General features: G+C 45.4%; 7 protein-coding genes, 8 rRNA genes and 2 riboswitches. All 15 genes read left to right on the forward strand.

What is annotated here, in order from left to right; translation table 11 throughout:
• Window positions 1-9 precede the first annotated feature (9 nt).
• The 15 genes from NIZ91_01390 (at window position 10) to NIZ91_01460 (ending at window position 25,075) form a co-directional block, all read left to right on the forward strand.
• Window positions 10-1,104, forward strand: a complete 1,095-nt coding sequence (locus NIZ91_01390; protein ID USY55380.1) for a 2-aminoethylphosphonate--pyruvate transaminase — start codon at window positions 10-12, stop codon at window positions 1,102-1,104.
• Window positions 1,101-1,889, forward strand: coding sequence for a phosphonoacetaldehyde hydrolase (locus NIZ91_01395; protein USY55381.1), 789 nt, complete (start codon window positions 1,101-1,103; stop codon window positions 1,887-1,889). Before NIZ91_01390 ends, NIZ91_01395 begins: the two co-directional genes overlap by 4 nt.
• 207 nt (window positions 1,890-2,096) lie before the next feature.
• Window positions 2,097-3,047, forward strand: coding sequence for a MoxR family ATPase (locus NIZ91_01400; GenBank protein ID USY55382.1), 951 nt, complete (start codon window positions 2,097-2,099; stop codon window positions 3,045-3,047).
• A gap of 7 nt (window positions 3,048-3,054) precedes the next feature.
• Window positions 3,055-4,200, forward strand: a complete 1,146-nt coding sequence (locus tag NIZ91_01405; protein USY55383.1) for a DUF58 domain-containing protein — start codon at window positions 3,055-3,057, stop codon at window positions 4,198-4,200.
• A complete protein-coding gene (locus tag NIZ91_01410) occupies window positions 4,200-6,371 on the forward strand; it encodes a transglutaminaseTgpA domain-containing protein (GenBank protein USY55384.1) in 2,172 nt (723 codons plus the stop codon). Before NIZ91_01405 ends, NIZ91_01410 begins: the two co-directional genes overlap by 1 nt.
• A gap of 38 nt (window positions 6,372-6,409) precedes the next feature.
• A riboswitch (purine riboswitch) is annotated at window positions 6,410-6,511 on the forward strand.
• Window positions 6,512-6,633: 122 nt separating this feature from the next.
• The gene (guaA, locus tag NIZ91_01415; protein USY57061.1) at window positions 6,634-8,163 is read left to right on the forward strand and encodes a glutamine-hydrolyzing GMP synthase; all 1,530 of its coding nucleotides are present in this window, start codon (window positions 6,634-6,636) and stop codon (window positions 8,161-8,163) included.
• A gap of 99 nt (window positions 8,164-8,262) precedes the next feature.
• Window positions 8,263-8,364, forward strand: a riboswitch (purine riboswitch).
• Window positions 8,365-8,516: 152 nt separating this feature from the next.
• On the forward strand, window positions 8,517-9,842 hold the full coding sequence (locus NIZ91_01420; protein ID USY55385.1) for an NCS2 family permease: 1,326 nt from the start codon (window positions 8,517-8,519) through the stop codon (window positions 9,840-9,842).
• Window positions 9,843-10,251: 409 nt separating this feature from the next.
• Window positions 10,252-11,804, forward strand: a 16S ribosomal RNA gene (locus tag NIZ91_01425).
• Window positions 11,805-12,028: 224 nt separating this feature from the next.
• A 23S ribosomal RNA gene (locus NIZ91_01430) occupies window positions 12,029-14,963 on the forward strand.
• A 65-nt stretch (window positions 14,964-15,028) separates the two neighbouring features.
• Window positions 15,029-15,144 (forward strand): 5S ribosomal RNA (rrf, locus tag NIZ91_01435).
• A 163-nt stretch (window positions 15,145-15,307) separates the two neighbouring features.
• Window positions 15,308-16,860: ribosomal RNA gene (locus NIZ91_01440) — 16S ribosomal RNA — on the forward strand.
• A 224-nt stretch (window positions 16,861-17,084) separates the two neighbouring features.
• Window positions 17,085-20,019 (forward strand): 23S ribosomal RNA (locus tag NIZ91_01445).
• Window positions 20,020-20,084: 65 nt separating this feature from the next.
• Window positions 20,085-20,200 (forward strand): 5S ribosomal RNA (gene rrf / locus NIZ91_01450).
• Window positions 20,201-20,363: 163 nt separating this feature from the next.
• A 16S ribosomal RNA gene (locus NIZ91_01455) occupies window positions 20,364-21,916 on the forward strand.
• A 224-nt stretch (window positions 21,917-22,140) separates the two neighbouring features.
• Window positions 22,141-25,075, forward strand: a 23S ribosomal RNA gene (locus NIZ91_01460).
• Together the 16S, 23S and 5S rRNA genes form the textbook arrangement of a ribosomal RNA operon.
• Window positions 25,076-25,140: the final 65 nt, after the last annotated feature.

The following is a 25,140-nucleotide window of genomic DNA, read 5'->3' on the forward strand; positions in this document are numbered from 1 at the left end:
ATAAGTAATATGAAACAATATAAATTATTAACGCCAGGTCCCTTAACTACAACAACAACTGTAAAAGAAGAAATGCTCCTTGACCGTTGTACTTGGGATGATGAATACAAAGAGATTACTCAGAACATAAGAAAAGAACTATTAAAATTAGCACATGCTAGCAGTGATCAATATACAGCTGTGTTAATGCAAGGTAGCGGATCGTTTGCTGTAGAAGCTGTTATGACTACTTCACTAAAAGCTCAAGATAAAGCATTAATTATTACAAACGGAGCATATGGAAAAAGAATTGTAAAAATGGCTCAGTACCTAGGCCTGAATTTTACAGAATATGAAACAAGCTATCATGAGTATCCAGATGAAGAAGAAATTAGAGGGTTATTAGAAAAAGATGAGAGTTTCACTCATATTGTTATGGTCCATTGTGAAACAACAACCGGAATATTGAATCCAATTGAAATGGTTTCCCAAGTAGCAAAGGATTTTAAGAAAAAGCTTATTATTGACGCTATGAGCAGTTTTGGAGGAATCGACATTGACGTTCCTGCATTGGAAATTGATTACTTAATAAGCAGTGCGAATAAATGTATCCAAGGAGTGCCAGGTTTTGGTTTCGTCATAGCTAAGATTCATAGTTTAGCAGATTGCAAAGGCAATGCTCAAAGTCTATCGTTAGATTTATATAATCAATGGGAAGAGATGGATAAGGATGGAAAATGGAGATTTACTTCTCCTACCCACACGGTTGCAGCTTTCTCTAAAGCTCTTGATGAACTTGCACAAGAGGGTGGCGTTAAAGCACGCTTTCACCGTTACTATGAGAACAATAAACATCTTCGTGACAGAATGAAAGCAATAGGATTTGCAAGTTATGTATCTGAAGAGAAACAATCACCTATTATTACATCATTCTTATATCCAGACGATTCTTTTAATTTTCCAACATTCTATTTACATATGAAACAAAAAGGGTTTGTTATTTATCCAGGAAAATTAACAGAGGTAGATACATTTAGAATTGGGAACATCGGAGAAATTTATAAAGATGATATTGATCAATTATGTAATGAAATAGAAGAATTTGTAGGAGTGAAGATGAAATGAAGAAAATAGAAGCTGTTATTTTTGATTGGGCCGGAACAACTGTAGATTTTGGATGCTTTGCACCAGTTAATGTATTCATCGATATTTTTCAAAAAGCAGGAATAGACGTAACGATGAGTGAAGCGCGCGAGCCTATGGGAATGCTAAAGATTGATCATATTCGAGCGATGTTATCTATGCCGAGAATTTCAAAGCTTTGGAAAGAACGTTATGGCAGGGACTTTAACGAGGATGATGTGAATGATTTATATAACAAGTTTGAGCCTGCTTTAATGGAATCATTATCTAATTATACTGATCCGATTCCTGGGGTTATAAATACTGTTCAAGCGCTAAAGGAAGATGGTTTAAAGATTGGTTCAACAACTGGATATACAAGTAAAATGATGGACATTGTTGTACCTAATGCTTTGAAAAAAGGATATCAGCCAGATTTTTATATTACTGCTGATGACACAAATTCCTATGGAAGGCCATATCCTTATATGATTTTTCGAAATATGGAAAAATTAAAGCTATCTTCAACTCGCCAAGTAGTAAAAGTTGGAGATACAGTTTCTGATATACAAGAAGCAATAAATGCTGGTATATGGTCAGTTGGCGTAATTATTGGTAGTTCACTAATGGGGTTATCTAAAGAAGAGTTTGAACAATTATCTCCTGATGAGAAAGCAGAGATAATTGCCAACATGAAAAAAGTATTTTTAGATAATGGAGCAGACTTTACTATTGAGACTATGGAAGAACTTCCTAAAATAATAGATTTAATCAATAAACAGCTATAATTCTATTTCTATAAACAAAGCGGCTAGGTTAAAAAAACCTAGCCGCTTTGTAATTTTATAAACGTTAGCGAGATGATGTTTCAAAACTGGTAAAAATATAAAGCATCACACTCACCTTATTCCTTTTAAGTAAACTACTTGATTTGCTAGAATAGTACTATATTTGTGACAAATTTGTATGTATACATTCATTAAGGGAGGACTTTCATGATACCAGCAGAAAAGGTGCAGACTCAGCTTCAACAGCTTTTAGATACAATTGACGAAGTGGTTATAGGAAAGCGAGAAGTGGCTAGGCTTAGTGTTGTTGCGCTTCTTGCACAAGGGCATGTTCTATTAGAAGATGTACCCGGAGTAGGGAAAACGATGTTTGTCAAAGCGCTGGCTAAGGCAATCAATGCTGATTTTAAGAGGATTCAATTCACACCAGACTTGTTGCCGTCAGACGTAACCGGTATGTCGGTGTATAGCCCGAAGGATATGGAGTTCCACTTTAAACCAGGACCAATTTTAACGAATATTGTATTAGCAGATGAAATCAACCGTAGTTCACCAAAAACACAAGCAGCATTATTGGAAGCCATGGCTGAACAGCACGTTACTATAGACGGATTAACAAGAGAGTTACCATCTCCATTTTTTGTAATGGCTACGCAAAACCCAATTGATTTTGAAGGAACGTATCAATTACCAGAAGCGCAGCTTGACCGTTTCTTATTTAAATTAAATATGGGATACCCAACGAAACAAGAAGAGCTAGCTATTCTAAATGGGGTTGAGCAAAAGCGAACGATAAATGATGTCCAGCCTGTTATGAATGTGGAAGAACTGCGTAAGATGCAGCAAATGGTGAAGGATGTTTACGTAGATGATGTTATTAAAAATTATATCGTCGATTTGGTTACCCAAACGAGGACGCATGAATCCATTAGCCTTGGCGTAAGTCCACGTGGTTCTGTAGCGTTAATGAAAGCAGTTCAAGCGTATGCTTTACTTGAAGGTAGAGACTATTGTATTCCAGATGATGTTCAACACTTAATGAAACATGCGTTCGCACACCGCATTATGTTACAACCTGAGACGAGATATGAAGGGTTAACGGAAGACTCCGTTATCGAGAATATTATAAAGCGTACGCCTGTACCTGTGAAAGGATAAAAGCTATATGGCTAAACTACGTGTTAAAAGGCAACCAGTCATAAGCTTTTTTTTATTAGCAATCTTATTAGTATCGACTTTTGCGTATGCGATGTTTCAAGGAGGATTTGTAAGCTGGTTTTTATTTTATAGCTTTCTACCCTTTGGTTTATATGGAATTGTGATTGCGTTCTATCCTATGAAAAGTTGGCAAGTAGAACGAGTGATGACGCGTACGCAGTATGAAGCAAAGGAATCGGTTTATTATGAGGTTCATATTAAACGAAAATCATTTTTTCCTTTATATAACCTTTGGGTTGAAGATATATGTAAAGAAGCTAATTTATCTTTGCGAAAGGCAGTATACCCACTGTGGAAAAAGGAAATTGTAATTGAGTTTGAAATACCCTCTTTAGAGAGAGGGGAGTATAGCCTTGCTGGAATCTCAATTGAAATGAGTGATTTATTAGGCATTGTTCATCGACAGCAGGTTTTTGTGACGAGAAACCAGCTCATTATGTATCCTCATTTAATACAGGTGAAACCTACATCTTCCCAATGGAGTGAGGGAGAAAATCATTTTCTTAAGCGTGCAATTGCTGAAAACACGATGCTTGCTACCGGTGTGCGTGAGTATGAACACGGAGACCGCCTGTCTACTATTGATTGGAAAGCAACTGCACGAAAAGGAACGCTTATATCAAAAGAGTTTGAGAAGATGAGTGATTTAGAAGAGGTTCTTATTTTTGATGGCGTTGATCCTACAGATTTTGAGGAGCGGACTGGCTTCATGGCTTCTATGATTCTATCGTATTTAAATCAACATAAGAAAGCGTCATTTATCCACGGCGGAAGCAGTAGTCGTCTAAAGGAATTGCATGGAGGAGCCCAGCATACCAGAAGTTGGCTTGCTTATTTCGCTAGAGTCCAGCCCATACGAAACGGAAAGTTAACGATTCCAAAAGGTTTATCTCATGCAGTTACCGTTATTTCAAGTTCGGTGACAAGTGAATTAATTCGAGAGGTTAAGGCTAAAGTAAGTCCGCAAACCAAAGTAACGCTCTTTGTTATACAAAACAAACAAGACATGCAAGGCTATATAAACATTCCAAGGTGGGATGTCCATTTTATTCAATTTCCGAATTCTTATAGTGTCCGGGAGGTGAATAGATAATGAAGTCTCTAAACATTCGCAGCATATTACTTTATGTCGGCGCGTTTTTATTATTGATTGAATGGCTACACCCTCTTAGTGTTGTGACGGATACAGGAGAAATTCAGTCTTTTATCTTTTTTGTTAGCATTAACTTTCTCTTGCTGATGTTGCAGACATCTTTTTTTATTGTAATGGTTATAAACGTCGCGTTTGTCTTGTATGCTGTTAATCGAATTTATTATCAAATGCCCTTTTTATCAGCAGAGTGGTTCAGTGCATTCGTTAACCAAATTTCAATAGATATAGGCCGTATTATCGGCTGGCAAATCCCCAACTTATCAGTTGAGATGAGAACATGTTTGTTTTTTATCTTGCTATGGATTATGGCTTACTTAATCCGCTACTGGATTTTTTATCAGCAAAAGATCTTTTTCTTCTTTTTATTAACAATTGTTTACGTTACAGTGCTTGATACATTTTCTGAGTATGACGCTACGTTTGCTATTGTTCGAGTTGTAGCTATAGGTTTTTTACTACTAGGCTTTTTGCGATTGAACATAGATGGAGGAAAAAAACAAAAGCTTTCCCACGTTGAAAATAGAGTGAGGTCTTTCTTTTTGCTATTAGGTGTGCTAGTTATAGCGGTTAGTATTGCTTATATTGCGCCGAAATCAGCTCCTAAATGGCCTGACCCTGTTCCGTTCTTAACAGCTTACACACAAAACAGTGGTGAAGGGGCATCAAATAATCAGCGGATTGGTTACGATACTGATGATTCTGAGCTAGGCGGTGCTTTTACTGCAGACGATACGATTGTATTTACAGCTCAAACAGAGAAAGAACATTATTGGCGAATTGAAACAAAAGACGTCTATACAGGAAAAGGCTGGGAAACGTCTTATAATGATGCGAGTCGACCGTTAGAAGGAAATGAAAATGTACTTCCTCAATACGGCGCAAGTGTGGAAAAAGAATTATACACCGCGTCTATTACGTTTGAGCAACCTACTATTCATTTAATGCATGTTCCTGAATTGAAGAGTATTTCTCTTAATGATGAATTGCAACCGCAAATTACGCCAGCCAATGAAAAGTTGTTTCCTTACAATCAAGGTCGCGTTACCGAAGCACAATCATATGAAATGACGTATGCATATCCTACTTTTAATATTGAACAGCTGCAAAGTAGTGATCGTAACGGAAGTTCTATCGAGCAAAAGTCTTCATTTCAGTCGAGATACACTCAGTTACCAGAATCATTACCTAATCGAGTTGGACAGCTTGCTCAAGAAATTACAGCAGAGGAATCTACTCGTTATGATAAGGTAAAAGCAGTAGAGAAATACTTTCAAGCTAATGGCTTTGTATATGATACAAGTGATGTATCTATTCCTGATGAAGGAGAAGACTATGTGGATCAATTCCTGTTTGAGACGCTTAGAGGGTACTGTGATAACTTTTCTTCATCTATGGTTGTACTGCTTAGAACGCTTGATATTCCAGCGCGCTGGGTGAAAGGATATACGGAAGGCGAACAAATTAGCGCTGGTGCAGAAACGCCTGTATACCAAGTGACGCAAAACAATGCGCATTCATGGGTGGAGGTTTATTTCCCAGGGACAGGTTGGGTTCCGTTTGAGCCTACTAAGACTTTTTCAAGCCCTTATGAGTTTGATGAACCTCAAAGGGAAGAAGGGAATCAAGATAACGAAGAGAGAGAAGTAGAGGAAGCTACTGAACCAGAAGTACAAGAGCCCGTAAAAGAAGAGCAGAAACCTGAAGAAAAGCAAACTGAAAATAATGAGAAAGTAGAGTCTTCAGCTACTGCAATTTCTTTATGGTGGCTCTTGCTTCTACCTCTTATTATAATTTTCTTATTGTATCTAACTCGCTATAAGTGGTTGACACGTGTAATGATTCCATACTATCGCAAACGTTCTGATGAAAAAACGTTTGAAAAAGCCTATTTCTTCTTAATAAGTATGTTAGCAAGAAAAGGTTTAAAAAGAGATTCACATGAAACGCTGAGAGATTTTGCTTTACGAGTAGATCAACAGCTTCATACAAATGATATGAGTGAATTAACGAAAAAGTATGAGAGAGTGTTTTATAAGCAGCAGTCATCCGTAGAAGCTTGGAACCAGGCAATAGAATTGTGGGAAAATTTAATTAAAAAGACAGGTTCTTGACCATTTCCAGCTTGATTGATAGAATATTCACGAACTTACTATAGTGTTACGTATACCTTCATATATCCTCGATAATATGGTTCGAGAGTCTCTACCGGGTCACCTTAAATGGCCTGACTATGAAGGCAGGATATTCTTTTTGATCATAGCTTTGTGTTCAACTAGACTTTCTGCCTTTATATCAAAGGGGAAAGTCTGGTTTTTTTTATATTTTGGGGCATAATAGCAAGTGATTATTTACACATTCGGAGAGGTGAACGAGATGGAAGGCATGATTGTTGTATTAGATTTTGGAAGTCAGTATAACCAACTCATTACGCGTCGTATTCGTGAGTTTGGTGTATATAGTGAATTACATCCACACACAATTACGGCAGAAGAAATTAAAGCGTTAAATCCTAAAGGGATTATTTTCTCTGGTGGTCCAAATAGTGTGTATGGTGAAAATGCATTTCACTGTGACGAAAATATTTTCGAATTAGGAATTCCTGTACTGGGTATCTGTTACGGTATGCAGCTTATGACTCATCATTTTGGCGGTAAAGTAGCAGGTGCAGATCATCGTGAGTATGGTAAAGCATCGATTCACGTACAAAATGATTCATTAATGTACCATGAGCTACCGAAAGAGCAAGTGGTATGGATGAGCCATGGAGACTTAGTTGTAGAAACACCACCTGGATTTGAAGTGGATGCAACAAGTGCATCTTGCCCGATTGCTGGTATGAGCAATAAAGATAAAAATATGTACGGAGTTCAATTCCATCCAGAAGTTCGCCATTCAGTATATGGAAACGACCTTTTAAAGAATTTTGTATTTGAAGTTTGTCATGCTGAAGCTAACTGGTCTATCGAAAACTTTATTGAAGTTGAATTAGAAAAAATTCGACAAGTTGTTGGAGATAAAAAGGTATTATGTGCGTTAAGTGGCGGCGTAGATTCTTCTGTAGTAGCCGTACTAATTCATAAAGCAATCGGTGATCAATTAACTTGTATGTTTGTGGATCACGGTTTATTGCGTAAAGGTGAAGCGGACAGCGTAATGGAAACGTTCAGCGAAGGATTTAATATGAACGTTATTAAAATTGATGCTAAAGATCGTTTCTTAAACAAATTAAAAGGTGTATCTGATCCAGAGCAAAAGCGTAAAATTATCGGAAACGAATTCATCTATGTATTTGACGATGAGGCAGCTAAGCTACAAGGCTTTGAATTTTTAGCTCAAGGTACACTATACACAGATATTATTGAGAGTGGTACAGCGACTGCTCAAACAATTAAATCTCACCATAACGTAGGTGGATTACCTGAAGATATGGAGTTTGAGTTAATTGAACCTTTAAATACACTATTTAAAGATGAAGTGCGTGCATTAGGTACTGAGTTAGGTATTCCTGACAATATCGTATGGCGCCAACCATTCCCAGGTCCAGGGTTAGGAATTCGTGTACTTGGTGAAGTAACAGAAGAAAAGCTTGAGATTGTTCGAGAATCTGATTACATTTTACGTGACGAAATTGCAAAATCAGGTTTAGAGCGTGATATCTGGCAGTACTTCACAGTCCTTCCTGATATCCGCAGTGTTGGTGTAATGGGAGATGCTCGTACGTATGACTACACAATTGGTATTCGTGCCGTAACTTCAATCGATGGTATGACTTCTGATTGGGCTCGTATTCCATGGGATGTGCTTGAGAAGATCTCAGTTCGTATCGTAAACGAAGTTAAGCATATTAATCGCGTAGTGTATGACATTACAAGTAAGCCACCTGCAACAATCGAATGGGAATAATATGTAAAGAAACCGAACAAACGAACATTCTTATTATAAGAATGTTCGTTTTTTGTTGACTTAATTCGTTGATGAGTGGTAATATACTAGCATAAAAGAACTAAACATATTAAGAAATGTCGTATAATCTTGGGGATATGGCCCGAAAGTTTCTACCGAGCTACCGTAAATGGCTTGACTACGAGCAACTCTGTATATACACGTAATTTCTATCTATTTATATAAAAAGAGAAGAGTAGATAGTATCATTCCGTATATATTTACGTAGTTAACGCCTTTACAACATTAATTGTATAAGGCGTTTTTTATATTACCCATGAGACAGCGACTTCCAATGGTGGGGAGGAACAAGTATGAAGAAGTACTTTCGTTTTGATGAGTTAGGAACAAATTACAAAAGGGAAACCATTGCAGGATTAACAACGTTTTTATCTATGGCTTATATCTTATTCGTTAATCCAGCGATGCTATCATTGAGCAGCGTACCAGATTTACCGGATAGTATGCGTATGGACCAAGGAGCGGTATTCACAGCTACTGCTTTAGCCGCAGCACTTGGTTCACTAATTATGGGGGTAATTGCTAAATATCCGATTGCGCTTGCGCCGGGGATGGGATTGAATGCTTTCTTTGCTTATAATGTTGTGTTAACAATGGGCATTCCATGGCAAACGGCTTTATCTGGTGTAATGGTATCAGGATTGATTTTTATCTTATTATCTTTATCTGGTATACGTGAAACGATCATTAATGCTATTCCAGCAGAGTTAAAACTAGCAGTTGGTGCAGGAATCGGTCTTTTCATTACGTTTGTCGGATTGCAAAATGCGAATATTATTGTGGATGATCCAGATTTATTAGTCGGTTTAGGTGATTTAACAAATGGTAGTACATTACTTGCTATTTTTGGTGTTATTGTAACAGTTATCTTAATGGTTTTACGTGTTAATGCTGGAATCTTTATAGGGATGGTTATTACAGCTATCGCTGGTATGATTGTAGGATTAGTTGATTTACCAACAAGTGTTGTAGGACCGGCTCCAAGCTTAGCTCCAACTTTCGGTGCAGCCTTTGCAAACTTTGGAGATGTTTTTACGCTTCAGATGCTAGTTGTTATCTTGACTTTCTTATTTGTAGACTTTTTTGATACAGCGGGTACATTGGTTGCTGTTGCGACTCAAGCAGGGCTGATGAAAGATAATAAATTACCTCGTGCAGGAAGAGCGCTTTTAGCAGACTCTACAGCAACAGTAGCAGGGGCTGTATTAGGGACATCTACAACAACATCGTATGTTGAATCAACAGCGGGTGTTGCAGCCGGTGGGCGATCAGGATTTACTTCAGTTATAACGGCGTTTTTCTTTTTGATTGCTATTTTCTTCTCACCACTGCTTTCTGTAGTAACTTCAGCAGTAACGGCACCAGCACTTATTATTGTAGGTGCACTAATGGTGGCAAGTTTAGGAAAGATTAAATGGGATCAATTTGAAGTAGCGGTACCGGCTTTCTTAACAATCATAATGATGCCACTAACTTATAGTATTGCTACAGGTATTGCAATTGGCTTTATCTTTTATCCAATTACGATGATTTGTAAAGGGAGAAGAAAAGAAATTCATCCAATTATGTATGGGCTATTCGTAATCTTTGTCCTGTATTTTATCTTCTTAGCAAAGTAAAACAATAATAGAATAGTAGAAAGTAGAAAAAGGCGGCTTCTTTAGCTGCCTTTTTATTTTGAGCAGGTTACTGGACTTTTGTGGAATAACAGTTATAAAATAAATGCACAACACTTAGAGATTTAAGTGTTTAAAATTGAGTAAATAAAAGCTTTTTAAAAAAGTAAAAGTTTTTTTGAAAAAACAATTGACTCTTTATAATTATCATGGTAAATTATTATATGTCGCCAACGAGCGATTGAGAAAAACTTGAAAGTGTGAAAAAAGAGTTTAAAAAAGTTGTTGACTTTCATAACTCGAAATGATATATTAGTAAAGTTGTTTCAAGAGAAAATGAACTTTGAAAACTGAACAAAGCGACAAACGTCAACGTTAATTTTTTAAAACTTTTATGAGCAAGTCAAACATTTCTTCGGAGAGTTTGATCCTGGCTCAGGATGAACGCTGGCGGCGTGCCTAATACATGCAAGTCGAGCGAACTGATTAGAAGCTTGCTTCTATGACGTTAGCGGCGGACGGGTGAGTAACACGTGGGCAACCTGCCTGTAAGACTGGGATAACTCCGGGAAACCGGAGCTAATACCGGATAACATTTTCTCTTGCATAAGAGAAAATTGAAAGATGGTTTCGGCTATCACTTACAGATGGGCCCGCGGTGCATTAGCTAGTTGGTGAGGTAACGGCTCACCAAGGCAACGATGCATAGCCGACCTGAGAGGGTGATCGGCCACACTGGGACTGAGACACGGCCCAGACTCCTACGGGAGGCAGCAGTAGGGAATCTTCCGCAATGGACGAAAGTCTGACGGAGCAACGCCGCGTGAGTGATGAAGGCTTTCGGGTCGTAAAACTCTGTTGTTAGGGAAGAACAAGTACAAGAGTAACTGCTTGTACCTTGACGGTACCTAACCAGAAAGCCACGGCTAACTACGTGCCAGCAGCCGCGGTAATACGTAGGTGGCAAGCGTTATCCGGAATTATTGGGCGTAAAGCGCGCGCAGGCGGTTTCTTAAGTCTGATGTGAAAGCCCACGGCTCAACCGTGGAGGGTCATTGGAAACTGGGGAACTTGAGTGCAGAAGAGAAAAGCGGAATTCCACGTGTAGCGGTGAAATGCGTAGAGATGTGGAGGAACACCAGTGGCGAAGGCGGCTTTTTGGTCTGTAACTGACGCTGAGGCGCGAAAGCGTGGGGAGCAAACAGGATTAGATACCCTGGTAGTCCACGCCGTAAACGATGAGTGCTAAGTGTTAGAGGGTTTCCGCCCTTTAGTGCTGCAGCTAACGCATTAAGCACTCCGCCTGGGGAGTACGGTCGCAAGACTGAAACTCAAAGGAATTGACGGGGGCCCGCACAAGCGGTGGAGCATGTGGTTTAATTCGAAGCAACGCGAAGAACCTTACCAGGTCTTGACATCCTCTGACAACTCTAGAGATAGAGCGTTCCCCTTCGGGGGACAGAGTGACAGGTGGTGCATGGTTGTCGTCAGCTCGTGTCGTGAGATGTTGGGTTAAGTCCCGCAACGAGCGCAACCCTTGATCTTAGTTGCCAGCATTAAGTTGGGCACTCTAAGGTGACTGCCGGTGACAAACCGGAGGAAGGTGGGGATGACGTCAAATCATCATGCCCCTTATGACCTGGGCTACACACGTGCTACAATGGATGGTACAAAGGGCTGCAAGACCGCGAGGTCAAGCCAATCCCATAAAACCATTCTCAGTTCGGATTGTAGGCTGCAACTCGCCTACATGAAGCTGGAATCGCTAGTAATCGCGGATCAGCATGCCGCGGTGAATACGTTCCCGGGCCTTGTACACACCGCCCGTCACACCACGAGAGTTTGTAACACCCGAAGTCGGTGGGGTAACCTTTATGGAGCCAGCCGCCTAAGGTGGGACAGATGATTGGGGTGAAGTCGTAACAAGGTAGCCGTATCGGAAGGTGCGGCTGGATCACCTCCTTTCTAAGGATTTTTACAAGACGTACGTTTTGAAGCTTTGTTCAGTTTTGAGAGTTCAATCTCTCATTAATAGAAAGTACATCACTTTCTTCTTATCTAATAAGAAGAATTTTGAGTGCGATTGTTCTTTGAAAACTAGATAACAGTAATAGCTGAGGAAAAGTGAAACTTTTCTTTAATCAAACCAATAAATAACGCAACGCAAGTTGCACCATTTATTCGCTAATGGTTAAGTTAGAAAGGGCGCACGGTGAATGCCTTGGCACTAGGAGCCGATGAAGGACGGGACTAACACCGATATGCTTCGGGGAGCTGTAAGTAAGCTTTGATCCGGAGATTTCCGAATGGGGAAACCCACTGTTCGTAATGGAGCAGTATCTTTATCTGAATACATAGGATATTGAAGGCAGACCCGGGGAACTGAAACATCTAAGTACCCGGAGGAAGAGAAAGCAAATGCGATTTCCTGAGTAGCGGCGAGCGAAACGGAATTAGCCCAAACCAAGAGGCTTGCCTCTTGGGGTTGTAGGACACTCTATACGGAGTTACAAAGGAACGAGGTAAATGAAGAGGTCTGGAAAGGCCCGTCAAAGAAGGTAACAACCCTGTAGTTGAAACTTCGTTCCCTCTTGAGTGGATCCTGAGTACGGCGGAACACGTGAAATTCCGTCGGAAGCTGGGAGGACCATCTCCCAAGGCTAAATACTCCCTAGTGACCGATAGTGAACCAGTACCGTGAGGGAAAGGTGAAAAGCACCCCGGAAGGGGAGTGAAAGAGATCCTGAAACCGTGTGCCTACAAGTAGTCAGAGCCCGTTAATGGGTGATGGCGTGCCTTTTGTAGAATGAACCGGCGAGTTACGATCCCATGCAAGGTTAAGTTGAAGAGACGGAGCCGTAGCGAAAGCGAGTCTGAATAGGGCGTTTAGTATGTGGTTGTAGACCCGAAACCAGGTGATCTACCCATGTCCAGGGTGAAGTTCAGGTAACACTGAATGGAGGCCCGAACCCACGCACGTTGAAAAGTGCGGGGATGAGGTGTGGGTAGCGGAGAAATTCCAATCGAACCTGGAGATAGCTGGTTCTCTCCGAAATAGCTTTAGGGCTAGCCTCACGTAGTGAGAGTCTTGGAGGTAGAGCACTGATTGGACTAGGGGCCCCCAACGGGTTACCGAATTCAGTCAAACTCCGAATGCCAAAGACTTATCCGTGGGAGTCAGACTGCGAGTGATAAGATCCGTAGTCAAAAGGGAAACAGCCCAGACCACCAGCTAAGGTCCCCAAGTATACGTTAAGTGGAAAAGGATGTGGAGTTGCTTAGACAACCAGGATGTTGGCTTAGAAGCAGCCACCATTTAAAGAGTGCGTAATAGCTCACTGGTCGAGTGACTCTGCGCCGAAAATGTACCGGGGCTAAACGTATCACCGAAGCTGTGGATTGACATCTTTGATGTCAGTGGTAGGAGAGCGTTCTAAGTGCTGCGAAGCTAGACCGTAAGGACTGGTGGAGCGCTTAGAAGTGAGAATGCCGGTATGAGTAGCGAAAGACAAGTGAGAATCTTGTCCACCGAATGCCTAAGGTTTCCTGAGGAAGGCTCGTCCGCTCAGGGTTAGTCGGGACCTAAGCCGAGGCTGAAAAGCGTAGGCGATGGCCAACAGGTTGATATTCCTGTACCACCTCCCCGCCGTTTGAGTAATGGGGGGACGCAGGAGGATAGGGTAAGCGCGCTGCTGGATATGCGCGTTCAAGCAGTTAGGCTGATGAGTAGGCAAATCCGCTCATCATAAGGCTGAGCTGTGATGACGAGGGAAATATAGTACCGAAGTTCCTGATTCCACACTGCCAAGAAAAGCCTCTAGCGAGGCGGGAGGTGCCCGTACCGCAAACCGACACAGGTAGGCGAGGAGAGAATCCTAAGGTGATCGAGAGAACTCTCGTTAAGGAACTCGGCAAAATGACCCCGTAACTTCGGGAGAAGGGGTGCTCTGGTAGGGTGTATAGCCCGAGAGAGCCGCAGTGAATAGGCCCAGGCGACTGTTTAGCAAAAACACAGGTCTCTGCGAAGCCGCAAGGCGAAGTATAGGGGCTGACGCCTGCCCGGTGCTGGAAGGTTAAGAGGAGGGGTTATCCTTTGGGAGAAGCTCTGAATCGAAGCCCCAGTAAACGGCGGCCGTAACTATAACGGTCCTAAGGTAGCGAAATTCCTTGTCGGGTAAGTTCCGACCCGCACGAAAGGCGTAACGATCTGGGCACTGTCTCAACGAGAGACTCGGTGAAATTATAGTACCTGTGAAGATGCAGGTTACCCGCGACAGGACGGAAAGACCCCGTGGAGCTTTACTGTAGCCTGATATTGAATTTTGGTACAGCTTGTACAGGATAGGTAGGAGCCTGAGAAGCCGGAGCGCTAGCTTCGGTGGAGGCGTCGGTGGGATACTACCCTGGTTGTATTGAAATTCTAACCCGCAGCCCTGATCGGGCTGGGAGACAGTGTCAGGTGGGCAGTTTGACTGGGGCGGTCGCCTCCTAAAGAGTAACGGAGGCGCCCAAAGGTTCCCTCAGAATGGTTGGAAATCATTCGTAGAGTGTAAAGGCACAAGGGAGCTTGACTGCGAGACCTACAAGTCGAGCAGGGACGAAAGTCGGGCTTAGTGATCCGGTGGTTCCGCATGGAAGGGCCATCGCTCAACGGATAAAAGCTACCCCGGGGATAACAGGCTTATCTCCCCCAAGAGTCCACATCGACGGGGAGGTTTGGCACCTCGATGTCGGCTCATCGCATCCTGGGGCTGTAGTCGGTCCCAAGGGTTGGGCTGTTCGCCCATTAAAGCGGTACGCGAGCTGGGTTCAGAACGTCGTGAGACAGTTCGGTCCCTATCCGTCGTGGGCGTAGGAAATTTGAGAGGAGCTGTCCTTAGTACGAGAGGACCGGGATGGACACACCGCTGGTGTACCAGTTGTCTTGCCAAAGGCATCGCTGGGTAGCTATGTGTGGACGGGATAAGTGCTGAAAGCATCTAAGCATGAAGCCCCCCTCAAGATGAGATTTCCCATAGCGCAAGCTAGTAAGATCCCTGAAAGATGATCAGGTTGATAGGTCAGAGGTGGAAGCACGGCGACGTGTGTAGCTGACTGATACTAATCGATCGAGGACTTAACCAAAATGATAGTACACGAAGTACTCAGCAAAATGTTATCTAGTTTTGAGAGAATAATCTCAATTCATGTCTGGTGGCGATAGCAGAGAGGTCACACCCGTTCCCATGCCGAACACGGAAGTTAAGTTCTCTAGCGCCGATGGTAGTTGGGACTTTGTCCCTGTGAGAGTAGGACGTTGCCAGGCTGAAAAAGATTTCTCTTTTTCTTTCAAAAAGTATTTGACATCAAGTAAAAAACTTGGTATGATAATAAAGTCGCTTAAGAGCGGCGGTTGAACTTTGAAAACTGAACAAAGCGACAAACGTCAACGTTAATTTTTTAAAACTTTTATGAGCAAGTCAAACATTTCTTCGGAGAGTTTGATCCTGGCTCAGGATGAACGCTGGCGGCGTGCCTAATACATGCAAGTCGAGCGAACTGATTAGAAGCTTGCTTCTATGACGTTAGCGGCGGACGGGTGAGTAACACGTGGGCAACCTGCCTGTAAGACTGGGATAACTCCGGGAAACCGGAGCTAATACCGGATAACATTTTCTCTTGCATAAGAGAAAATTGAAAGATGGTTTCGGCTATCACTTACAGATGGGCCCGCGGTGCATTAGCTAGTTGGTGAGGTAACGGCTCACCAAGGCAACGATGCATAGCCGACCTGAGAGGGTGATCGGCCACACTGGGACTGAGACACGGCCCAGACTCCTACGGGAGGCAGCAGTAGGGAATCTTCCGCAATGGACGAAAGTCTGACGGAGCAACGCCGCGTGAGTGATGAAGGCTTTCGGGTCGTAAAACTCTGTTGTTAGGGAAGAACAAGTACAAGAGTAACTGCTTGTACCTTGACGGTACCTAACCAGAAAGCCACGGCTAACTACGTGCCAGCAGCCGCGGTAATACGTAGGTGGCAAGCGTTATCCGGAATTATTGGGCGTAAAGCGCGCGCAGGCGGTTTCTTAAGTCTGATGTGAAAGCCCACGGCTCAACCGTGGAGGGTCATTGGAAACTGGGGAACTTGAGTGCAGAAGAGAAAAGCGGAATTCCACGTGTAGCGGTGAAATGCGTAGAGATGTGGAGGAACACCAGTGGCGAAGGCGGCTTTTTGGTCTGTAACTGACGCTGAGGCGCGAAAGCGTGGGGAGCAAACAGGATTAGATACCCTGGTAGTCCACGCCGTAAACGATGAGTGCTAAGTGTTAGAGGGTTTCCGCCCTTTAGTGCTGCAGCTAACGCATTAAGCACTCCGCCTGGGGAGTACGGTCGCAAGACTGAAACTCAAAGGAATTGACGGGGGCCCGCACAAGCGGTGGAGCATGTGGTTTAATTCGAAGCAACGCGAAGAACCTTACCAGGTCTTGACATCCTCTGACAACTCTAGAGATAGAGCGTTCCCCTTCGGGGGACAGAGTGACAGGTGGTGCATGGTTGTCGTCAGCTCGTGTCGTGAGATGTTGGGTTAAGTCCCGCAACGAGCGCAACCCTTGATCTTAGTTGCCAGCATTAAGTTGGGCACTCTAAGGTGACTGCCGGTGACAAACCGGAGGAAGGTGGGGATGACGTCAAATCATCATGCCCCTTATGACCTGGGCTACACACGTGCTACAATGGATGGTACAAAGGGCTGCAAGACCGCGAGGTCAAGCCAATCCCATAAAACCATTCTCAGTTCGGATTGTAGGCTGCAACTCGCCTACATGAAGCTGGAATCGCTAGTAATCGCGGATCAGCATGCCGCGGTGAATACGTTCCCGGGCCTTGTACACACCGCCCGTCACACCACGAGAGTTTGTAACACCCGAAGTCGGTGGGGTAACCTTTATGGAGCCAGCCGCCTAAGGTGGGACAGATGATTGGGGTGAAGTCGTAACAAGGTAGCCGTATCGGAAGGTGCGGCTGGATCACCTCCTTTCTAAGGATTTTTACAAGACGTACGTTTTGAAGCTTTGTTCAGTTTTGAGAGTTCAATCTCTCATTAATAGAAAGTACATCACTTTCTTCTTATCTAATAAGAAGAATTTTGAGTGCGATTGTTCTTTGAAAACTAGATAACAGTAATAGCTGAGGAAAAGTGAAACTTTTCTTTAATCAAACCAATAAATAACGCAACGCAAGTTGCACCATTTATTCGCTAATGGTTAAGTTAGAAAGGGCGCACGGTGAATGCCTTGGCACTAGGAGCCGATGAAGGACGGGACTAACACCGATATGCTTCGGGGAGCTGTAAGTAAGCTTTGATCCGGAGATTTCCGAATGGGGAAACCCACTGTTCGTAATGGAGCAGTATCTTTATCTGAATACATAGGATATTGAAGGCAGACCCGGGGAACTGAAACATCTAAGTACCCGGAGGAAGAGAAAGCAAATGCGATTTCCTGAGTAGCGGCGAGCGAAACGGAATTAGCCCAAACCAAGAGGCTTGCCTCTTGGGGTTGTAGGACACTCTATACGGAGTTACAAAGGAACGAGGTAAATGAAGAGGTCTGGAAAGGCCCGTCAAAGAAGGTAACAACCCTGTAGTTGAAACTTCGTTCCCTCTTGAGTGGATCCTGAGTACGGCGGAACACGTGAAATTCCGTCGGAAGCTGGGAGGACCATCTCCCAAGGCTAAATACTCCCTAGTGACCGATAGTGAACCAGTACCGTGAGGGAAAGGTGAAAAGCACCCCGGAAGGGGAGTGAAAGAGATCCTGAAACCGTGTGCCTACAAGTAGTCAGAGCCCGTTAATGGGTGATGGCGTGCCTTTTGTAGAATGAACCGGCGAGTTACGATCCCATGCAAGGTTAAGTTGAAGAGACGGAGCCGTAGCGAAAGCGAGTCTGAATAGGGCGTTTAGTATGTGGTTGTAGACCCGAAACCAGGTGATCTACCCATGTCCAGGGTGAAGTTCAGGTAACACTGAATGGAGGCCCGAACCCACGCACGTTGAAAAGTGCGGGGATGAGGTGTGGGTAGCGGAGAAATTCCAATCGAACCTGGAGATAGCTGGTTCTCTCCGAAATAGCTTTAGGGCTAGCCTCACGTAGTGAGAGTCTTGGAGGTAGAGCACTGATTGGACTAGGGGCCCCCAACGGGTTACCGAATTCAGTCAAACTCCGAATGCCAAAGACTTATCCGTGGGAGTCAGACTGCGAGTGATAAGATCCGTAGTCAAAAGGGAAACAGCCCAGACCACCAGCTAAGGTCCCCAAGTATACGTTAAGTGGAAAAGGATGTGGAGTTGCTTAGACAACCAGGATGTTGGCTTAGAAGCAGCCACCATTTAAAGAGTGCGTAATAGCTCACTGGTCGAGTGACTCTGCGCCGAAAATGTACCGGGGCTAAACGTATCACCGAAGCTGTGGATTGACATCTTTGATGTCAGTGGTAGGAGAGCGTTCTAAGTGCTGCGAAGCTAGACCGTAAGGACTGGTGGAGCGCTTAGAAGTGAGAATGCCGGTATGAGTAGCGAAAGACAAGTGAGAATCTTGTCCACCGAATGCCTAAGGTTTCCTGAGGAAGGCTCGTCCGCTCAGGGTTAGTCGGGACCTAAGCCGAGGCTGAAAAGCGTAGGCGATGGCCAACAGGTTGATATTCCTGTACCACCTCCCCGCCGTTTGAGTAATGGGGGGACGCAGGAGGATAGGGTAAGCGCGCTGCTGGATATGCGCGTTCAAGCAGTTAGGCTGATGAGTAGGCAAATCCGCTCATCATAAGGCTGAGCTGTGATGACGAGGGAAATATAGTACCGAAGTTCCTGATTCCACACTGCCAAGAAAAGCCTCTAGCGAGGCGGGAGGTGCCCGTACCGCAAACCGACACAGGTAGGCGAGGAGAGAATCCTAAGGTGATCGAGAGAACTCTCGTTAAGGAACTCGGCAAAATGACCCCGTAACTTCGGGAGAAGGGGTGCTCTGGTAGGGTGTATAGCCCGAGAGAGCCGCAGTGAATAGGCCCAGGCGACTGTTTAGCAAAAACACAGGTCTCTGCGAAGCCGCAAGGCGAAGTATAGGGGCTGACGCCTGCCCGGTGCTGGAAGGTTAAGAGGAGGGGTTATCCTTTGGGAGAAGCTCTGAATCGAAGCCCCAGTAAACGGCGGCCGTAACTATAACGGTCCTAAGGTAGCGAAATTCCTTGTCGGGTAAGTTCCGACCCGCACGAAAGGCGTAACGATCTGGGCACTGTCTCAACGAGAGACTCGGTGAAATTATAGTACCTGTGAAGATGCAGGTTACCCGCGACAGGACGGAAAGACCCCGTGGAGCTTTACTGTAGCCTGATATTGAATTTTGGTACAGCTTGTACAGGATAGGTAGGAGCCTGAGAAGCCGGAGCGCTAGCTTCGGTGGAGGCGTCGGTGGGATACTACCCTGGTTGTATTGAAATTCTAACCCGCAGCCCTGATCGGGCTGGGAGACAGTGTCAGGTGGGCAGTTTGACTGGGGCGGTCGCCTCCTAAAGAGTAACGGAGGCGCCCAAAGGTTCCCTCAGAATGGTTGGAAATCATTCGTAGAGTGTAAAGGCACAAGGGAGCTTGACTGCGAGACCTACAAGTCGAGCAGGGACGAAAGTCGGGCTTAGTGATCCGGTGGTTCCGCATGGAAGGGCCATCGCTCAACGGATAAAAGCTACCCCGGGGATAACAGGCTTATCTCCCCCAAGAGTCCACATCGACGGGGAGGTTTGGCACCTCGATGTCGGCTCATCGCATCCTGGGGCTGTAGTCGGTCCCAAGGGTTGGGCTGTTCGCCCATTAAAGCGGTACGCGAGCTGGGTTCAGAACGTCGTGAGACAGTTCGGTCCCTATCCGTCGTGGGCGTAGGAAATTTGAGAGGAGCTGTCCTTAGTACGAGAGGACCGGGATGGACACACCGCTGGTGTACCAGTTGTCTTGCCAAAGGCATCGCTGGGTAGCTATGTGTGGACGGGATAAGTGCTGAAAGCATCTAAGCATGAAGCCCCCCTCAAGATGAGATTTCCCATAGCGCAAGCTAGTAAGATCCCTGAAAGATGATCAGGTTGATAGGTCAGAGGTGGAAGCACGGCGACGTGTGTAGCTGACTGATACTAATCGATCGAGGACTTAACCAAAATGATAGTACACGAAGTACTCAGCAAAATGTTATCTAGTTTTGAGAGAATAATCTCAATTCATGTCTGGTGGCGATAGCAGAGAGGTCACACCCGTTCCCATGCCGAACACGGAAGTTAAGTTCTCTAGCGCCGATGGTAGTTGGGACTTTGTCCCTGTGAGAGTAGGACGTTGCCAGGCTGAAAAAGATTTCTCTTTTTCTTTCAAAAAGTATTTGACATCAAGTAAAAAACTTGGTATGATAATAAAGTCGCTTAAGAGCGGCGGTTGAACTTTGAAAACTGAACAAAGCGACAAACGTCAACGTTAATTTTTTAAAACTTTTATGAGCAAGTCAAACATTTCTTCGGAGAGTTTGATCCTGGCTCAGGATGAACGCTGGCGGCGTGCCTAATACATGCAAGTCGAGCGAACTGATTAGAAGCTTGCTTCTATGACGTTAGCGGCGGACGGGTGAGTAACACGTGGGCAACCTGCCTGTAAGACTGGGATAACTCCGGGAAACCGGAGCTAATACCGGATAACATTTTCTCTTGCATAAGAGAAAATTGAAAGATGGTTTCGGCTATCACTTACAGATGGGCCCGCGGTGCATTAGCTAGTTGGTGAGGTAACGGCTCACCAAGGCAACGATGCATAGCCGACCTGAGAGGGTGATCGGCCACACTGGGACTGAGACACGGCCCAGACTCCTACGGGAGGCAGCAGTAGGGAATCTTCCGCAATGGACGAAAGTCTGACGGAGCAACGCCGCGTGAGTGATGAAGGCTTTCGGGTCGTAAAACTCTGTTGTTAGGGAAGAACAAGTACAAGAGTAACTGCTTGTACCTTGACGGTACCTAACCAGAAAGCCACGGCTAACTACGTGCCAGCAGCCGCGGTAATACGTAGGTGGCAAGCGTTATCCGGAATTATTGGGCGTAAAGCGCGCGCAGGCGGTTTCTTAAGTCTGATGTGAAAGCCCACGGCTCAACCGTGGAGGGTCATTGGAAACTGGGGAACTTGAGTGCAGAAGAGAAAAGCGGAATTCCACGTGTAGCGGTGAAATGCGTAGAGATGTGGAGGAACACCAGTGGCGAAGGCGGCTTTTTGGTCTGTAACTGACGCTGAGGCGCGAAAGCGTGGGGAGCAAACAGGATTAGATACCCTGGTAGTCCACGCCGTAAACGATGAGTGCTAAGTGTTAGAGGGTTTCCGCCCTTTAGTGCTGCAGCTAACGCATTAAGCACTCCGCCTGGGGAGTACGGTCGCAAGACTGAAACTCAAAGGAATTGACGGGGGCCCGCACAAGCGGTGGAGCATGTGGTTTAATTCGAAGCAACGCGAAGAACCTTACCAGGTCTTGACATCCTCTGACAACTCTAGAGATAGAGCGTTCCCCTTCGGGGGACAGAGTGACAGGTGGTGCATGGTTGTCGTCAGCTCGTGTCGTGAGATGTTGGGTTAAGTCCCGCAACGAGCGCAACCCTTGATCTTAGTTGCCAGCATTAAGTTGGGCACTCTAAGGTGACTGCCGGTGACAAACCGGAGGAAGGTGGGGATGACGTCAAATCATCATGCCCCTTATGACCTGGGCTACACACGTGCTACAATGGATGGTACAAAGGGCTGCAAGACCGCGAGGTCAAGCCAATCCCATAAAACCATTCTCAGTTCGGATTGTAGGCTGCAACTCGCCTACATGAAGCTGGAATCGCTAGTAATCGCGGATCAGCATGCCGCGGTGAATACGTTCCCGGGCCTTGTACACACCGCCCGTCACACCACGAGAGTTTGTAACACCCGAAGTCGGTGGGGTAACCTTTATGGAGCCAGCCGCCTAAGGTGGGACAGATGATTGGGGTGAAGTCGTAACAAGGTAGCCGTATCGGAAGGTGCGGCTGGATCACCTCCTTTCTAAGGATTTTTACAAGACGTACGTTTTGAAGCTTTGTTCAGTTTTGAGAGTTCAATCTCTCATTAATAGAAAGTACATCACTTTCTTCTTATCTAATAAGAAGAATTTTGAGTGCGATTGTTCTTTGAAAACTAGATAACAGTAATAGCTGAGGAAAAGTGAAACTTTTCTTTAATCAAACCAATAAATAACGCAACGCAAGTTGCACCATTTATTCGCTAATGGTTAAGTTAGAAAGGGCGCACGGTGAATGCCTTGGCACTAGGAGCCGATGAAGGACGGGACTAACACCGATATGCTTCGGGGAGCTGTAAGTAAGCTTTGATCCGGAGATTTCCGAATGGGGAAACCCACTGTTCGTAATGGAGCAGTATCTTTATCTGAATACATAGGATATTGAAGGCAGACCCGGGGAACTGAAACATCTAAGTACCCGGAGGAAGAGAAAGCAAATGCGATTTCCTGAGTAGCGGCGAGCGAAACGGAATTAGCCCAAACCAAGAGGCTTGCCTCTTGGGGTTGTAGGACACTCTATACGGAGTTACAAAGGAACGAGGTAAATGAAGAGGTCTGGAAAGGCCCGTCAAAGAAGGTAACAACCCTGTAGTTGAAACTTCGTTCCCTCTTGAGTGGATCCTGAGTACGGCGGAACACGTGAAATTCCGTCGGAAGCTGGGAGGACCATCTCCCAAGGCTAAATACTCCCTAGTGACCGATAGTGAACCAGTACCGTGAGGGAAAGGTGAAAAGCACCCCGGAAGGGGAGTGAAAGAGATCCTGAAACCGTGTGCCTACAAGTAGTCAGAGCCCGTTAATGGGTGATGGCGTGCCTTTTGTAGAATGAACCGGCGAGTTACGATCCCATGCAAGGTTAAGTTGAAGAGACGGAGCCGTAGCGAAAGCGAGTCTGAATAGGGCGTTTAGTATGTGGTTGTAGACCCGAAACCAGGTGATCTACCCATGTCCAGGGTGAAGTTCAGGTAACACTGAATGGAGGCCCGAACCCACGCACGTTGAAAAGTGCGGGGATGAGGTGTGGGTAGCGGAGAAATTCCAATCGAACCTGGAGATAGCTGGTTCTCTCCGAAATAGCTTTAGGGCTAGCCTCACGTAGTGAGAGTCTTGGAGGTAGAGCACTGATTGGACTAGGGGCCCCCAACGGGTTACCGAATTCAGTCAAACTCCGAATGCCAAAGACTTATCCGTGGGAGTCAGACTGCGAGTGATAAGATCCGTAGTCAAAAGGGAAACAGCCCAGACCACCAGCTAAGGTCCCCAAGTATACGTTAAGTGGAAAAGGATGTGGAGTTGCTTAGACAACCAGGATGTTGGCTTAGAAGCAGCCACCATTTAAAGAGTGCGTAATAGCTCACTGGTCGAGTGACTCTGCGCCGAAAATGTACCGGGGCTAAACGTATCACCGAAGCTGTGGATTGACATCTTTGATGTCAGTGGTAGGAGAGCGTTCTAAGTGCTGCGAAGCTAGACCGTAAGGACTGGTGGAGCGCTTAGAAGTGAGAATGCCGGTATGAGTAGCGAAAGACAAGTGAGAATCTTGTCCACCGAATGCCTAAGGTTTCCTGAGGAAGGCTCGTCCGCTCAGGGTTAGTCGGGACCTAAGCCGAGGCTGAAAAGCGTAGGCGATGGCCAACAGGTTGATATTCCTGTACCACCTCCCCGCCGTTTGAGTAATGGGGGGACGCAGGAGGATAGGGTAAGCGCGCTGCTGGATATGCGCGTTCAAGCAGTTAGGCTGATGAGTAGGCAAATCCGCTCATCATAAGGCTGAGCTGTGATGACGAGGGAAATATAGTACCGAAGTTCCTGATTCCACACTGCCAAGAAAAGCCTCTAGCGAGGCGGGAGGTGCCCGTACCGCAAACCGACACAGGTAGGCGAGGAGAGAATCCTAAGGTGATCGAGAGAACTCTCGTTAAGGAACTCGGCAAAATGACCCCGTAACTTCGGGAGAAGGGGTGCTCTGGTAGGGTGTATAGCCCGAGAGAGCCGCAGTGAATAGGCCCAGGCGACTGTTTAGCAAAAACACAGGTCTCTGCGAAGCCGCAAGGCGAAGTATAGGGGCTGACGCCTGCCCGGTGCTGGAAGGTTAAGAGGAGGGGTTATCCTTTGGGAGAAGCTCTGAATCGAAGCCCCAGTAAACGGCGGCCGTAACTATAACGGTCCTAAGGTAGCGAAATTCCTTGTCGGGTAAGTTCCGACCCGCACGAAAGGCGTAACGATCTGGGCACTGTCTCAACGAGAGACTCGGTGAAATTATAGTACCTGTGAAGATGCAGGTTACCCGCGACAGGACGGAAAGACCCCGTGGAGCTTTACTGTAGCCTGATATTGAATTTTGGTACAGCTTGTACAGGATAGGTAGGAGCCTGAGAAGCCGGAGCGCTAGCTTCGGTGGAGGCGTCGGTGGGATACTACCCTGGTTGTATTGAAATTCTAACCCGCAGCCCTGATCGGGCTGGGAGACAGTGTCAGGTGGGCAGTTTGACTGGGGCGGTCGCCTCCTAAAGAGTAACGGAGGCGCCCAAAGGTTCCCTCAGAATGGTTGGAAATCATTCGTAGAGTGTAAAGGCACAAGGGAGCTTGACTGCGAGACCTACAAGTCGAGCAGGGACGAAAGTCGGGCTTAGTGATCCGGTGGTTCCGCATGGAAGGGCCATCGCTCAACGGATAAAAGCTACCCCGGGGATAACAGGCTTATCTCCCCCAAGAGTCCACATCGACGGGGAGGTTTGGCACCTCGATGTCGGCTCATCGCATCCTGGGGCTGTAGTCGGTCCCAAGGGTTGGGCTGTTCGCCCATTAAAGCGGTACGCGAGCTGGGTTCAGAACGTCGTGAGACAGTTCGGTCCCTATCCGTCGTGGGCGTAGGAAATTTGAGAGGAGCTGTCCTTAGTACGAGAGGACCGGGATGGACACACCGCTGGTGTACCAGTTGTCTTGCCAAAGGCATCGCTGGGTAGCTATGTGTGGACGGGATAAGTGCTGAAAGCATCTAAGCATGAAGCCCCCCTCAAGATGAGATTTCCCATAGCGTAAGCTAGTAAGATCCCTGAAAGATGATCAGGTTGATAGGTCAGAGGTGGAAGCACGGTGACGTGTGTAGCTGACTGATACTAATCGATCGAGGACTTAACCAAAATGATAGTACACGAAGTACTCAGCAAAATGTTATCTAGTTTTGAGAGAATAATCTCAATTCATG

The organism is Bacillus sp. 1780r2a1, assembly GCA_024134725.1.
In the GTDB taxonomy this organism is placed as follows: domain Bacteria; phylum Bacillota; class Bacilli; order Bacillales; family Bacillaceae_H; genus Priestia; species Priestia aryabhattai_A.

Coding starts and splice junctions, on each gene's coding strand:
- NIZ91_01390 (USY55380.1), top strand. CDS start 10: ATGAAACAATATAAATTATTAACGCCAGGTCCCTTAACTACAACAACA.
- NIZ91_01395 (USY55381.1), top strand. CDS start 1,101: ATGAAGAAAATAGAAGCTGTTATTTTTGATTGGGCCGGAACAACTGTA.
- NIZ91_01400 (USY55382.1), top strand. CDS start 2,097: ATGATACCAGCAGAAAAGGTGCAGACTCAGCTTCAACAGCTTTTAGAT.
- NIZ91_01405 (USY55383.1), top strand. CDS start 3,055: ATGGCTAAACTACGTGTTAAAAGGCAACCAGTCATAAGCTTTTTTTTA.
- NIZ91_01410 (USY55384.1), top strand. CDS start 4,200: ATGAAGTCTCTAAACATTCGCAGCATATTACTTTATGTCGGCGCGTTT.
- guaA (USY57061.1), top strand. CDS start 6,634: ATGGAAGGCATGATTGTTGTATTAGATTTTGGAAGTCAGTATAACCAA.
- NIZ91_01420 (USY55385.1), top strand. CDS start 8,517: ATGAAGAAGTACTTTCGTTTTGATGAGTTAGGAACAAATTACAAAAGG.